The 13,167-nt window shown below is 66.8% G+C and carries 12 protein-coding genes; 11 read left to right on the top strand and 1 reads right to left on the bottom strand.

All coding sequences use genetic code 11. The features are described from left to right. Position 1 precedes the first annotated feature (1 nt). Positions 2-1,228 (top strand): mannose-6-phosphate isomerase, class I, encoded by a 1,227-nt coding sequence (gene manA, locus SKC41_RS01240; protein ID WP_330975954.1) that lies wholly within the window; start codon positions 2-4, stop codon positions 1,226-1,228. Here manA and SKC41_RS01235 read toward each other — a convergent pair. After that, the gene (locus SKC41_RS01235; RefSeq protein ID WP_330978714.1) at positions 1,206-2,594 is read right to left on the bottom strand and encodes an FAD-dependent oxidoreductase; all 1,389 of its coding nucleotides are present in this window, start codon (positions 2,592-2,594) and stop codon (positions 1,206-1,208) included. The genes manA and SKC41_RS01235 overlap by 23 nt on opposite strands. A 95-nt stretch (positions 2,595-2,689) precedes the next feature. Between SKC41_RS01235 and SKC41_RS01230 the strand changes: the two genes are divergently transcribed. From SKC41_RS01230 to lpqB, 10 genes are all read left to right on the top strand, one after another. Further along, complete coding sequence (locus tag SKC41_RS01230; protein WP_330975953.1) at positions 2,690-4,165, top strand: amino acid permease; 1,476 nt, start codon at positions 2,690-2,692, stop codon at positions 4,163-4,165. 100 nt (positions 4,166-4,265) lie between these two features. Then, positions 4,266-5,513 carry an alkane 1-monooxygenase gene (locus tag SKC41_RS01225; protein ID WP_330975952.1) on the top strand — a complete coding sequence of 416 codons (1,248 nt, stop codon included), beginning with the start codon at positions 4,266-4,268 and terminating at the stop codon, positions 5,511-5,513. Beyond that, a complete protein-coding gene (locus SKC41_RS01220) occupies positions 5,510-5,683 on the top strand; it encodes a rubredoxin (RefSeq protein ID WP_330975951.1) in 174 nt (57 codons plus the stop codon). Before SKC41_RS01225 ends, SKC41_RS01220 begins: the two co-directional genes overlap by 4 nt. Beyond that, positions 5,680-5,862 (top strand): rubredoxin, encoded by a 183-nt coding sequence (locus SKC41_RS01215; RefSeq protein WP_085220026.1) that lies wholly within the window; start codon positions 5,680-5,682, stop codon positions 5,860-5,862. Before SKC41_RS01220 ends, SKC41_RS01215 begins: the two co-directional genes overlap by 4 nt. Before the next feature lie 29 nt (positions 5,863-5,891). Continuing rightward, a complete protein-coding gene (gene alkX, locus SKC41_RS01210) occupies positions 5,892-6,497 on the top strand; it encodes a TetR family transcriptional regulator AlkX (protein WP_330975950.1) in 606 nt (201 codons plus the stop codon). A 124-nt stretch (positions 6,498-6,621) separates the two neighbouring features. Further along, positions 6,622-8,079: an adenosylhomocysteinase gene (gene ahcY / locus SKC41_RS01205; RefSeq protein WP_330975949.1), complete on the top strand. Its 1,458-nt coding sequence runs from the start codon at positions 6,622-6,624 to the stop codon at positions 8,077-8,079. Between the two features lie 91 nt (positions 8,080-8,170). Further along, positions 8,171-8,824, top strand: coding sequence for a dTMP kinase (locus SKC41_RS01200; RefSeq protein ID WP_330975948.1), 654 nt, complete (start codon positions 8,171-8,173; stop codon positions 8,822-8,824). Positions 8,825-8,904: 80 nt separating this feature from the next. Further along, positions 8,905-9,591: a two-component system response regulator MtrA gene (gene mtrA, locus SKC41_RS01195; protein ID WP_007168097.1), complete on the top strand. Its 687-nt coding sequence runs from the start codon at positions 8,905-8,907 to the stop codon at positions 9,589-9,591. A 49-nt stretch (positions 9,592-9,640) separates the two neighbouring features. Continuing rightward, positions 9,641-11,332: an MtrAB system histidine kinase MtrB gene (mtrB, locus tag SKC41_RS01190; RefSeq protein ID WP_330975947.1), complete on the top strand. Its 1,692-nt coding sequence runs from the start codon at positions 9,641-9,643 to the stop codon at positions 11,330-11,332. Next, a complete protein-coding gene (lpqB, locus tag SKC41_RS01185; protein ID WP_330975946.1) occupies positions 11,332-13,083 on the top strand; it encodes an MtrAB system accessory lipoprotein LpqB in 1,752 nt (583 codons plus the stop codon). The genes mtrB and lpqB overlap by 1 nt, the downstream gene beginning before the upstream one ends. Positions 13,084-13,167: the final 84 nt, after the last annotated feature.

Genomic DNA, 13,167 nt, shown 5'->3' with positions numbered 1-13,167 from the left:
AGTGGAACTGCTTCGCGGTGCGATACGGACGTACGCATGGGGGTCGCGTACGGCCATCGCAGAATTCACCGGGCGTCCAGTGCCCGCGGCCCACCCCGAGGCCGAGCTCTGGTTCGGCGCGCATCCGGGGGATCCAGCCTTCCTGGAAACCGAGCATGGCGAACTCTCCTTGCTGGAGGCGGTGACCGCCGATCCGGAAGGACAGCTCGGCTCCGCCTCGCGCGAACGGTTCGGCGACGTGCTGCCGTTCCTGGTCAAGGTGCTCGCCGCCGACGAACCGCTGTCGCTGCAGGCCCATCCCAGCGCCGAACAGGCAATCGAGGGCTACCTGCGCGAGGAAAAGTTGGGCATTCCGGTGGCGTCGCCGGTCCGCAACTACCGCGACACGTCGCACAAGCCCGAATTGTTGGTGGCTCTGCACTCATTCGAGGCACTCGCCGGATTCCGCCAGGCCGCGGTCACCATCGAGTTGCTGCGGGCGCTGGCCGTCACCGACCTCGACCCCTACATCGAATTGCTGCACGACCAGTCCGACGCCGACGGTCTACGCGCGCTGTTCACCACCTGGATCACCGCACCGCAGCCCGACATCGACGTGCTGGTGTCCGCGGTGATCGACGGCGCCATCCAGTACGTCAGTTCCGGCGCAACGGAATTCGCGGCCGAGGCCAAGGCGGTGCTCGAACTCGGCGAACGCTACCCCGGGGACGCCGGAGTGCTGGCGTCGTTGTTGCTCAACCGGATCACTCTGGTCGCGGGCGAGGCGCTCTACATCCCGGCCGGCAACCTGCACACCTATCTGCGCGGGTTCGCGATCGAGGTAATGGCGAACTCCGACAACGTGTTACGCGGCGGGCTGACCCCCAAGCACGTCGACGTGCCCGAGTTGCTGCGGGTGCTGGACTTCGCACCCACCGCCGAGGCGCAGCTGCGGCCGTCCGTGCACCGCGAGGGCCTGGGGCTTGTCTACGACACCCCGGCCGACGAGTTCGCGGTGGCACTGCTGACCCTCGAGGGCGAACACCTCGGCCACGAGGTCGACGCGTCACCAAACCATGACGGTCCGCAGATCCTGTTGTGCGCCGAGGGTTCCGCGGTCGTGCACGGCAAATCCGGGTCACTGGTGCTGGAGCGCGGGATGGCGGCATGGGTCGCGGCCGACGACGGACCGGTGGGGCTGGTCGCGCACCAGCCGGCCAAGTTGTTCAGGGCGACCGTAGGCTTGTGACGGCCCGACCCTTGGCGGCCTGACGCGCCTCGCGGCGCTCGCGCAGCCACAGCCGTAGGTTGTGCGCGATGGTCCGGCCGACGATCCGCGGCGGTGGAACCATATAGAGGCTGTCGAGCAGCGAGAATCGGCGCAAAAACCATTCGGCGAGAACGGGTTCGGTCTCGGCGGCTCCGAGGAATTGGTCGAACAGCGCTCCCGACGGCCGCCACCACCAGGGGATCGGAGCATTGGCGCCGGCGTGGTGAAAAGCGACGTCGCCGATCGCGTTCATCGTCCACACCGGATAAGTCGTCTTGGCGGTCGCCCGGCTGAGCTCGCCGGCCAGGTCTTCGTCCGCGGACCGCAATGCCCGCCGCAGATGACCGGCCTGCAGCGACGTCATCGTCATGCCCTGCCCGAAGGTGGGATTGAAGCTGGCCACGGCGTCGCCCAACGGGATGATGCCGGCCGGGAAGCGGTCCAGCTTGTCATAGCGGCGCCATCTGCTGGTCGGAAAGGCGTGAAACGCCGGTGCACCAAGCGGTTTGGCGTGGGTCAGCGCCTCGGTGAAGTGCGCCGGGAGCAGCTCGATGGCCAGCGCGACCATTTCCGGGAACGTCGTCGGCGGCTTCGCGCCGGCCACCCCGAAGGTGGTCAGCACCCAGGTGCCGTCCTCGTAGCACAGCATGCCCATCCCCAACGACTGGTCGTGGGAGGCGCCCGCCACCACCACCTTCTCCGGGATCAATCCCTCGGGGATGCGGAACTGGTGACTGGCGTAGTTGATGCCGATGTCCAGGGTCTCCTCGATGGGCCGCTCGTATCCCCACTGCGTCAACCACACCGGCAGCCGGGTGCCCCGGCCCGCCGCGTCGACCACCAGATCGGCAGGCACGAATTCCGGCTCGCCGCCGACCTCGTCCTTGGGGTCCAGCACCACACCGGTCACCCGCTGTCGCGCCGGGTCGAACCGCGGTTCGGCGACGGATCGGCGCAGGATCGTGACGTTGTCGATGTCGCGGACGCGGCTGCGCAACTGCCACTCGAGATGTGGCCGGCTGGGCACGTATGCGGTGAATTCGTCGCGCAGCGTGTGGCCCGTCCCGAGGACATGGCCCGCCGCGCCCAGGTGGATGCAGTCCGGGCGGTTTTCCAGCATCGGCACACCCGCGGCCACCATGTCCTTGAGCAGACCCGGGAACAACGAGTCGAATTCGTGGGCCCCGCGCGCCATCAGCAGATGCAGATGCCGGTCCTGCGGAATCGTCGCGCGATTTGCCGGGGTGCTCGGCAGTTCATCGCGCTCATAGACGCTGACCTGCGAATACCAGTCAGCAAGCACCCGGGCGGCGCACAAACCCGCGATGCTCGCGCCTATCACTATTGCGTGGTCTCGCGTGGCTGCGCAGTCCGGCATTCGGGGGGAGTACCCAGTACTGTGCGGTCCAATGATTTCTGACGGTAGCGAGAAGGAGGCATATGTCCAACCGATGGCGTACTAAGTCAGTCGAACAGTCCATCGAGGACACCGACGAGCCAGACACTCGACTCCGCAAGGTCCTCACCTGGTGGGACCTGATGGTCTTCGGCGTCGCCGTGGTGATCGGCGCCGGCATCTTCACGGTCACCGCATCGACCGCCGGTGATATCACCGGCCCCGCGATTTGGATCTCGTTCCTGATCGCCGCCATCACCTGCGCGCTGGCGGCGCTGTGCTACGCCGAATTCGCCTCGACGCTGCCCGTCGCGGGCAGCGCGTACACCTTCTCCTATGCCACCTTTGGTGAGTTCTTAGCGTGGATCATCGGCTGGAATCTGTTGCTGGAGTTGGCAATTGGTGCCGCCGTGGTGTCCAAGGGCTGGTCCAGTTATCTCGGCACCGTATTCGGTTTCGGCGGTGGCACAGTCAACGTGGGGTCGTACAGCGTCGACTGGGGCGCGCTGCTGATCGTCGCCGTGGTGGCGACCCTGGTCGCGTCGGGCACCAAAGTGTCGTCAAGGGTTTCGGCGGTGATCACCGCCATCAAGGTGTCGGTGGTCATCTTCGTCGTGCTGGTGGGCGTCTTCTACATCAAAGGCTCCAACTACTCGCCGTTCATCCCGAAGCCGGAAGCCGGGCACGAGGCGAGCGGCATCAATCAGTCGGTGCTGTCGCTGCTCACCGGGGCGCACAGCAGCCACTACGGGTGGTACGGCGTGCTGGCCGGGGCTTCGATCGTGTTCTTCGCATTCATCGGGTTCGACATCGTCGCGACGATGGCCGAGGAGACCAAACACCCGCAGCGCGACGTGCCGCGCGGGATTCTGGCGTCGCTGGCCGTCGTGACCGTTCTCTATGTCGCCGTCTCCGTCGTGTTGTCCGGCATGGTGTCCTACACCCAGCTCCAGACCGTCCCCGGCGGCAAGCCGGCAAACCTGGCCACCGCATTCACGGCGAACGGGATCCAGTGGGCGAGCAAGATCATCGCCATCGGCGCACTGGCCGGGTTGACCACCGTCGTGATGGTGCTGGTGCTGGGGCAGTGCCGGGTGCTGTTCGCGATGGCGCGCGACGGCTTGTTGCCGCGGTCGCTGGCCAAGACCGGCTCACGCGGGACGCCGGTCCGGATCACCGTGTTGGTCGCGCTGGTGATCGCGGCGACCGCATCAGTCTTCCCGATCAGCAAGCTCGAGGAGATGGTCAACGTCGGGACGCTGTTCGCGTTCGCGCTGGTCTCCGCCGGCGTCGTCGTCCTGCGCCGCACCCGACCGGACCTGGAGCGCGGGTTCCGGGCGCCGTGGGTGCCGCTGCTCCCGATCGCCTCGATTTGCGCGTGCATCTGGCTGATGGTCAACCTCACCGCACTGACCTGGGTCCGGTTCGGCGTGTGGCTGGTGGTGGGGACCGCGATCTATCTCGGCTACGGATACCGGCACTCCATCCAGGGGCATCGGCAGGCCGCTCAGCAGGCATAGCCGTCTGCTTTACAAAATAGCGTCCTTTGTCTAGACAGAGGACGCAAACAGCGGTATTGTCCAATCTCAACGTGGTGTGACTCACAAGGAGGTTTGGCATATGACCACTCAGATCCAGGCGGCCGAAGAACTCGGTGCTGCCCAGTGGCGCGACAAGAAGCGCTATCTGTGGCTGATGGGCCTGATCCCGCCGACGGCGTTGTTCGTGATGCTGCCGATCGTCTGGGGACTGAACCAATTCGGCTGGCACGGCGCCGCCCAGGTGCCGATGTGGATCGGGCCGATCCTGCTCTACATCCTGCTGCCGATCCTGGACCTGCGGTTCGGGCCCGACGGGCAGAACCCGCCCGACGAGGTGATGGAGCGGCTGGAGAACGACAAGTATTACCGCTTCTGCACCTACATCTACATCCCGTTCCAGTACCTCAGCGTCGTGCTGGGCGCCTACCTGTTCACCGCGTCGGACCTGCACTGGCTGGGCTTCGAAACCGGACCCGACGGCGGCCTGGGCTGGTTCGGAAAGATCGGCGTCGCGCTGTCGGTCGGTGTGCTCGGCGGCGTCGGCATCAACACCGCGCACGAGATGGGGCATAAGAAGGACTCGCTGGAGCGCTGGCTGTCCAAGATCACCCTGGCGCAGACCGCCTACGGCCACTTCTACATCGAGCACAACCGCGGCCACCACGTGCGCGTCTCCACCCCCGAGGACCCGGCGTCGGCCCGCTTCGGCGAGACCTTCTGGGAGTTCCTGCCCCGCAGCGTGTTCGGCAGCCTGCGCTCATCGGTTCATCTCGAGGCGCAGCGGATCCGCCGGCTCGGCCGCAGCCCCTGGGACCCCAGGACCTATGCGTCCAACGACGTGCTCAACGCTTGGGCGCTGTCGGTAGTGCTGTTCGGCGCGCTGATCGCGTTCTTCGGCGTCGGCGTGATCCCGTTCATCGTCATCCAGGCGGTGTTCGGCTTCTCGCTGCTGGAAACCGTCAACTACCTGGAGCACTACGGCCTGCTGCGGCAGCAGACCGCGAACGGTCGCTACGAGCGTTGCGCGCCGGTGCACAGCTGGAACTCCGACCACATCGTCACCAACCTGTTCCTCTACCACCTGCAGCGGCACAGCGATCACCACGCCAACCCCACCCGGCGGTATCAGACGTTGCGCAGCATGGAAGGCGCGCCCAACCTGCCGAGCGGATACGCGTCGATGATCGCGCTGACCTACTTCCCGCCGGTGTGGCGCAAGGTGATGGACCGCCGCGTGCTGGCGCACTACGACGGCGACATCACCAAGGTCAACGTTCACCCGCGGATGCGTGACAAGGTAATGGCGAAATACGGGGTGCCGGCATGACCGCCTACCGCTGCCCAGGCTGCGACTACATCTACGACGAGACGAAAGGGGCGCCGCGGGAAGGCTTTCGGCCGGGCACGCCGTTTGCCGACATCCCCGACGACTGGTGCTGCCCCGATTGTGCGGTGCTCGAGAAGGTCGACTTCGAAACGATAGGAGCAACGAAATGACGGACTACAAGCTTTTCATCTGCGTCCAGTGTGGATTCGAGTACGACGAGGCGAAGGGCTGGCCGGAGGACGGCATCGCCCCCGGCACCCGGTGGGACGAGATTCCGGACGACTGGAGCTGCCCGGACTGCGGCGCGGCAAAATCCGACTTCGAGATGGTGGAGGTGGCAAGGCCCTGAGCGCCGTAAAAACCGATATTGTCGCGCCTGTGAAGCGGATTCCATACGCCGAGGCGTCGCGCGATCTGCTGCGCAACTCGGTGTTGGACGCGATGCGCGACTTGCTGCTGACGCGGGACTGGTCCTCGATCACTCTCGCCGACGTGGCGAAGGCCGCCGGTATCAGCCGCCAGACCATCTACAACGAGTTCGGCTCGCGGCAGGGTCTGGCGCAGGGGTACGCCCTGCGCCTGGCCGATCGCCTGGTCGACGCGGTCCACTCCGCTATCGATGCGAATGTCGGCCACGTCTATGAGGCGTTTCTGCAGGGCTTTCGTGCCTTCTTCTCGGAGTCGGCGTCGGACCCGTTGGTGATCTCACTGCTGACCGGCGTCGCCAAGCCCGATCTGCTGCAGATCATCACCACCGACAGCGGGCCCATCATCACCCGGGCGTCGGAGCGGCTGACATTGGCCTTCACCCACAGCTGGGTGGCCACCAGCGACGAGGACGCCGGCGTGCTGGCGCGCGCCATCGTGCGGCTCGCATTGAGTTATGTGTCGATGCCGCCGGAGGCGAGTCACGACGTCGCACAGGATCTCGCCCGTCTGATGACGCCCTTTGCGGAGCGTCACGGCGTCATCAACGTCCCCTGACCTGCAGGGGCCGTCGGCCCGAAAACGTCAACGACTACAGTGGCGGAAGAGCGTACCGAAGCTAACTAAACGCCCGTCCGCTCATACTTGAGCCCCCTGAGCCGCAAAAGGATACCGACACGCCATGACTCTGACGCCCGACGTTGTAAACGGCATCGACTTCAAGATCGCCGATCTGTCGCTCGCAGAATTCGGCCGCAAAGAGCTTGACCTGGCCGAATACGAGATGCCCGGCCTGATGTCGCTGCGTCGCGAGTACGCCGACGTGCAGCCGTTGAAGGGCGCGCGCATCTCGGGCTCGCTGCACATGACCGTGCAGACCGCCGTGCTGATCGAGACGCTGACCTCGCTGGGCGCCGAGGTCCGCTGGGCCTCCTGCAACATCTTCTCCACCCAGGACCACGCCGCGGCCGCGGTCGTCGTCGGACCGCACGGCACCCCGGAGGAGCCCAAGGGCGTACCGGTGTTCGCGTGGAAGGGCGAGTCGCTCGAGGAGTACTGGTGGTGCGCCGAGCAGATGCTCACCTGGGAGGGCGAGCCGGCCAACATGATCCTGGACGACGGCGGCGACGCGACCATGATGGTGCTGCGGGGCGCGCAGTACGAGAAGGCCGGCGTGGTGCCGCCCGCCGAGGACGACGACTCCGCGGAATGGAAGGTCTTCCTGAGCGTGCTGCGGAGCCGCTTCGAGACCGACAAGACCAAGTGGACCAAGATCTCCGAGTCCGTCAAGGGTGTCACCGAGGAGACCACCACCGGCGTGCTGCGCCTCTACCAGTTCGCGGCAGCCGGCGACCTGGCGTTCCCGGCGATCAACGTCAACGACTCGGTCACCAAGTCCAAGTTCGACAACAAGTACGGCACCCGGCACTCGCTGCTCGACGGCATCAACCGCGGCACCGACGCGCTGATCGGCGGCAAGAACGTGCTGATCTGTGGTTACGGCGACGTGGGTAAGGGCTGCGCCGAGGCCGCCAAGGGCCAGGGTGCGCGGGTGTCCGTCACCGAGATCGACCCGATCAACGCGCTGCAGGCGCTGATGGAGGGCTTCGACGTGGTGACCGTCGAGGACGCCATCGCCGACGCCGACATCGTCATCACCGCGACCGGCAACAAGGACATCATCTCGCTGGAGCACATGAAGGCGATGAAGGACCACGCCATCCTGGGCAACATCGGCCACTTCGACAACGAAATCGACATGGCCGCGCTGGAGCGCTCCGGGGCGACGAAGCTCAACATCAAGCCGCAGGTCGACCTGTGGACGTTCAAGGATTCCGGCAAGGCGATCATCGTGCTGTCCGAGGGTCGGTTGCTGAACCTGGGCAACGCCACCGGGCACCCGTCGTTCGTGATGAGCAACAGCTTCGCCAACCAGACGATCGCGCAGATCGAGCTGTGGACCAAGAACGACGAGTACGACAACGAGGTCTACCGGCTGCCCAAGCACCTCGACGAGAAGGTGGCCCGCATCCACGTCGAGGCGCTCGGCGGTCAGCTGACCAAGCTCACCAAGGACCAGGCCGAGTACCTGGGCGTCGACGTCGAGGGCCCGTTCAAGCCGGACCACTACCGCTACTGATTCAGCTCGGAAACCGAACGCCCGGCCAGCCGGGCGTTCGGTACCGCGTGCCCGGCCCGCCGGGCGCTCGACGTGAGACTAGGCTCGCGCCGTGCTGATCGCGATCGAGGGCGTCGACGGCTCCGGCAAGCGGACGCTGACCGAAGGGCTGCGCAAGGCCTTCGAAGCCGCCGGCAAGTCGGTGGCCACGATGGCATTCCCCCGGTACGGGCAGTCGGTGACCGCCGACATCGCGGCCGAGGCGCTGCACGGCGAGCACGGCGACCTCGCGACGTCGGTCTACGCGATGGCGCTGCTGTTCGCGCTGGACCGGGCCGGCGCGGCCGACGACATCGAGGAGCTGCGTGGCAGCCACGACGTGCTCATTCTCGATCGCTACGTCGCCTCCAACGCGGCCTACAGCGCCGCGCGCCTGCACCAGGACGCCTCCGGAGACGCGGCTTCCTGGGTCTACGCGTTGGAATTCCAGCGGCTCGGACTGCCCGCCCCGGATTGTCAGGTGCTGCTCGGGGTGTCCGCCGAGCTCGCCGGGGAGCGGGCCCGGCGCCGGGCCGAGTCCGATCCGGGCCGTCCGCGCGACAGCTACGAGCGCGACGACGGGCTCCAGCAGCGCACCCGCGCGGTGTACGCCGGGCTGGCCGCCGCGGGCTGGGGCGGGCGATGGCTGGTGGTCGACGCGAACGTCGATCCGGCGCGCCTGGCGGCCGATTTGACCGTTGATAGGCCCCGGATAGGCCCCGAATAGCACAGATTTGTCACGGTTTGCCCGTATTCAATACGAAACGCCCGTGTGGCGCCCGAGTTTTGTCCCGATCTGGTGACACCATGGACTCCATGAGGCAAAGGATTTTGGTCGTCGACGACGACGCTTCGCTCGCGGAGATGCTGACCATCGTTCTTCGTGGGGAGGGTTTCGACACTGCGGTCATCGGTGATGGCACGCAGGCTCTGACCGCGGTGCGCGAACTGCGGCCCGACCTGGTGCTGCTCGACCTGATGTTGCCCGGTATGAACGGCATCGACGTATGCCGGGTGTTGCGCGCCGACTCCGGCGTTCCGATCGTGATGCTGACCGCCAAGACCGACACCGTGGATGTGGTGCTCGGCCTGGAGTCGGGCGCCGACGACTACATCATGAAGCCGTTCAAGCCGAAGGAGCTGGTGGCCCGGGTGCGGGCGCGGCTGCGGCGCAACGACGACGAGCCGGCCGAGATGCTCTCCATCGCCGACGTCGAGATCGACGTGCCGGCGCACAAGGTCACCCGCAACGGCGAGCAGATCTCGCTGACCCCGCTGGAGTTCGACCTGCTGGTCGCGCTGGCACGCAAACCGCGCCAGGTGTTTACTCGTGATGTACTGCTCGAACAGGTGTGGGGCTACCGTCATCCAGCGGACACCCGCTTGGTGAATGTGCACGTCCAGCGCCTGCGGGCCAAGGTCGAGAAAGACCCCGAGAACCCGACTGTGGTGTTAACCGTTCGAGGAGTGGGTTACAAGGCCGGACCTCCGTGATCCGCGGCGGCGCCGGTGTAAGACATCACGATGCTGAGGAGCGCCGCCATTGATCTGGGGCTCGCGGCGACGTATTCACGGTCACCGCTGGGGACGCACCGGTCCCATGACTCGGGGCATGAGTGCGTTGAGTCGAGCCGTCGGCATTGCCTGGCGCCGCTCGCTGCAGCTGCGAGTCGTGGCGTTGACTCTCGGGCTGTCGTTGGCGGTGATCCTGGCGCTCGGCTTCGTGCTGACCAGCCAGGTCACCAACCGCGTTCTTGACGTCAAGGTCAAGGCGGGTATCGAGCAGATCGAGCGGGCGCGCGGCACCGTCGGCGGGATCGTCAACGGTGAGGAGACCCGCTCGCTGGACAGCAGCCTGCAGCTGGCCCGCAACACGTTGACCTCGAAAACCGATCCGGCGTCCGGTCCCGGCCTTGCCGGGGCGTTCGACGTGGTGCTGATGGTGCCCGGTGACGGCCCGCGCGCCGCGACCGCCGCCGGGCCGGTCGACCAGGTGCCCGCCTCGTTGCGTGGCTTCGTCAAGGCGGGGCAGGCGGCCTACCAATACGCCACGGTGCACACCGAAGGCTTTTCGGGACCGGCGCTGATCGTCGGCACGCCGGCGTCGTCGCAGGTGGCCAACCTGGAGCTGTACCTGATCTTCCCGCTGGCCAGTGAGCAGGCCACGATCAGGCTGGTGCGCGGCACGATGATCACCGGTGGGGCGGTGCTGCTGGTACTGCTGGCCGGAATCGCACTGCTGGTATCGCGGCAGGTGGTGGTGCCGGTGCGGTCGGCGTCGCGGATCGCCGAACGGTTCGCCGACGGGCATTTGTCCGAACGCATGCCGGTACGCGGTGAAGACGACATGGCGCGGTTGGCGGTGTCGTTCAACGACATGGCCGAGAGTCTGTCGCGGCAGATCACCCAGCTCGAGGAGTTCGGCAACCTGCAGCGCCGGTTCACCTCCGATGTCAGCCACGAACTTCGTACGCCGCTGACCACGGTGCGAATGGCCGCCGACCTGATCTACGACCACAGCTCCGAGCTGGACCCCACCCTGCAACGCTCCACCGAGCTGATGGTCAACGAGCTAGATCGCTTCGAGACCCTGCTCAACGACCTGCTGGAAATTTCCCGGCACGACGCCGGTGTGGCCGAATTGTCCGTGGAGGCGGTCGACTTGCGCACGACCGTGCAGAAAGCGCTGGGTAACGTCGGCCACCTTTCCGAGGACGCCGGCATCGAGCTGGTCGTGGACATGCCCGACGAAGAGGTAATCGCCGAAGTCGATCCGCGGCGGGTGGAGCGGATCCTGCGCAATCTGATCGCCAACGCCATCGACCATGCCGAGCACAAACCGGTGCGCATCCGGATGGGCGTCGACGAAGACACCGTCGCCGTCACCGTCCGCGACTACGGGGTGGGGCTGCGGCCCGGCGAGGAGAAGCTGGTGTTCAGCAGGTTCTGGCGCTCGGACCCGTCGCGGGTGCGGCGCTCCGGCGGAACCGGGCTGGGTCTCGCGATCAGCGTCGAGGACGCGCGCCTGCACCAGGGCCGGCTGGAGGCGTGGGGTGAGCCCGGTCAGGGCGCCTGTTTCCGGCTGACGCTTCCGCTGGTCCGCGGCCACAAGGTCACCACCAGCCCGTTGCCGATGAAGCCGATCCCGCAGCCGGCGCCGCCGGCCGGGGAGCCCGGGCAATCGGCCGGCAAAGAGCGTTCGCGCCAACATGAGCACGCCGAAAGGGGCGTGTGATGCGGCTCCTCGTCGCACTGCTGGCGGTGCTGCTCGCCGGCTGCGCGGGGATTCCCAGTACCTCGGCGCCGCAGGCCATCGGCACCGTCGAGCGGCCCGCCCCGTCGAATCTGCCCAAGCCGACCCCCGGCATGGATCCCGACGTGTTGCTGCGCGAATTCCTCAAGGCCACAGCCGATCCGGCCAACCGGCATCTGGCGGCGCGGCAGTTCCTCACCCAGTCGGCATCCAATGCCTGGGACGACGCCGGTAGCGCACTGCTGATCGACCACGTGGTGTTCGTCGAAACCCGTGGTGCAGAACGTGTTTCGGCGACGATGCGGGCCGACATCCTGGGCTCGCTGTCCGACGTCGGGGTGTTCGAAACGGCCGAGGGTGTGCTGCCCGACCCCGGGCCGATCGAGCTGGTCAAGACGTCCGGTGGCTGGCGAATCGACAAGCTGCCCAACGGTGTTTTCCTAGACTGGCAACAGTTTCAATCCACCTACAAGCGCAATACGCTCTACTTCGCCGATCCGACCGGTAAGACGGTGGTGCCCGATCCGCGCTATGTCGCGGTCTCCGATCACGATCAGCTGCCCACCGAACTCATCTCCAAGCTGCTGGCCGGGCCCCGGCCCGAGATGGCGCACACGGTTCGCAACCTGCTCGCCCCGCCGCTGCGCCTGCGCGGGCCGGTGACCCGGGCCGACGGCGGCAAGAACGGGATCGGTCGAGGCTACGGCGGCGCGCGCATCGATTTGCAGAAGCTGTCCACCACCGATCCGCACAGTAGGCAATTGCTTGCCGCACAGATCATTTGGACGCTGGCCAGAGCCGACATCAGAGGTCCGTATGTGATTTATGCCGACGGCGCACCGCTGGACGACAGGTTCGCCGAAGGGTGGACGACCTCCGACGTCGCCGCCACCGACCCGGGTGCGGCCGACGGTGCCGGCGCGGGGCTGCACGCGCTGATCAACGGATCGCTGGTCGGCCTGGACGGGCAGCGGACCACCACGGTGAACGGCGCATTCGGCCGGATGGGCGATCAGACGCTCGCGGCGCTGTCCCGCAGCGGCCGGCAGGTGGCGTCCGTCGTGACGCTGCACCGCGGCGCCCCGGACATGGCCGAGTCGCTGTGGATCGGTGATCTCGGTGGCGAGGCGGTGCAATCCGCCGACGGACACAGCCTGACGCGCCCCAGCTGGGCGCTGGACGACGCGGTCTGGGTGGTGGTGGACGGCAATAACGTGCTGCGGGCCATCCAGGAACCGGCATCCGGGCAACCCGCTCGCCTGCCGGTGGATTCCGGGGCGGTGGCGAGCAAGTTCCCGGGCCCGATCAGTGACTTGCAACTGTCACGCGACGGCACGCGCGCGGCGATGGTGATCGGCGGCATGGTCATTCTCGCCGGTGTGGAGCAGACCCAGGCCGGGCAATATGCGCTGACCTATCCCCGGCGATTGGGTTTCGGGCTGGGCAATTCGGTGGTGTCCCTGTACTGGCGCACCGGCGACGACATGGTGGTGACCCGCAACGACCTCGCCCATCCGGTCTCATACGTGAACCTCGACGGGGTGAACTCCGACGCCCCCGCACACGGTTTGCAGATCCCGCTGACCGCGATCGCGGCCAACCCGTCGACCGTCTACGTCGCGGCACCGCAGGGCGTGCTGCAGTATTCGGCGTCGGCGCCGGAAAGCCAGCAAACCTGGTCCGACGTGCCGGGCTTGATGACCGGTGGCGCTGCTCCGGTGCTGCCTGGGTAGCGCTAGATCTTCGTCGCGATCTGCAGGGCGACGTCGCCGCGGCTCAGGCTGGCGGGCCGTTGATGTCACCCCTGCCGGAGACAC

This window comes from Mycobacterium sp. 050128, assembly GCF_036409155.1.
Classification (GTDB): domain Bacteria; phylum Actinomycetota; class Actinomycetes; order Mycobacteriales; family Mycobacteriaceae; genus Mycobacterium.
The sequence above is the reverse complement of the archived record's forward strand: the minus strand, read 5'-3'. Positions and strand labels throughout refer to the sequence as shown.